General features: G+C 42.2%; 1 pseudogene. It reads left to right on the top strand.

Annotated features, from left to right (window positions below):
• Positions 1-403 precede the first annotated feature (403 nt).
• A pseudogene (locus E0K96_RS12065) lies at positions 404-759 on the top strand (hypothetical protein); the annotation flags it as partial.

Here is a 759-nt window from a genome sequence, read left to right as displayed (position 1 = left end):
GTGTGCCACGCATGGCATAAAACTTGGTGGTGAAAGTCCACTGTGGAGGTTTCGTACTACCAACCACTAGCCAAAGACAAGGTATCCATCGTAAGGTGTGAACGGGAGGAAGTCGGAGGCAAAATCCTGACCCAAGGAACACGAACTATTTGAGGCATATGCTTATCGGATGAGATTGCGCAACAAATCAAAGTCCAATAGTACGACGGAATAAGCAATGTAAAGATAGTGGGTACATGGGATGAAAGTGTTATGTCTTACCGTGGGAGGTCCTAGGGACATGATGGAAATGTAATCATGGTGGAAACGTTTGTCCTAGGAAGTCAGCCGAGGTCATAGTAGTGATGATGGTAACTGTAATGGTTATCTAGCGAAGGACCGAACATAAGGAGGTGAACTGGAGATGAAAGATACTCAAGATAAAATAGGATACTGTCAACTATCATTAGGCTTACTCTATGAAGATAGTACGGAATACGACAATAACGGAGAAGTGTATCCTGTATCAAAACAAGAGATATCACATATGAAGAACACCAATAGATTTGTAGTACATGAGAAGTTACTTGAAGCAATCGTAGAAGATGCCAATATAGAAAAGGCGATTCAAAGGGTTGTGAGCAATAAGGGGAGTGGTGGTGTAGATAAAATGCAAGTCGCAGAAGTTCGTACGCATTTCGCACAACACTGGTCTTATCTAAAGAAACTTATCATGGAGGGACATTATAGTCCGCAAGCCGTCAAAAGAGTAGAAATACC

It is taken from the genome of Massilimicrobiota sp. SW1139 (assembly GCF_012027715.1).
GTDB classification, from domain to species: domain Bacteria; phylum Bacillota_I; class Bacilli_A; order Erysipelotrichales; family Coprobacillaceae; genus Allocoprobacillus; species Allocoprobacillus merdigallinarum.
Note: the sequence above shows the minus strand (reverse complement) of the source record. Positions and strands in the feature narration are given on the sequence as shown.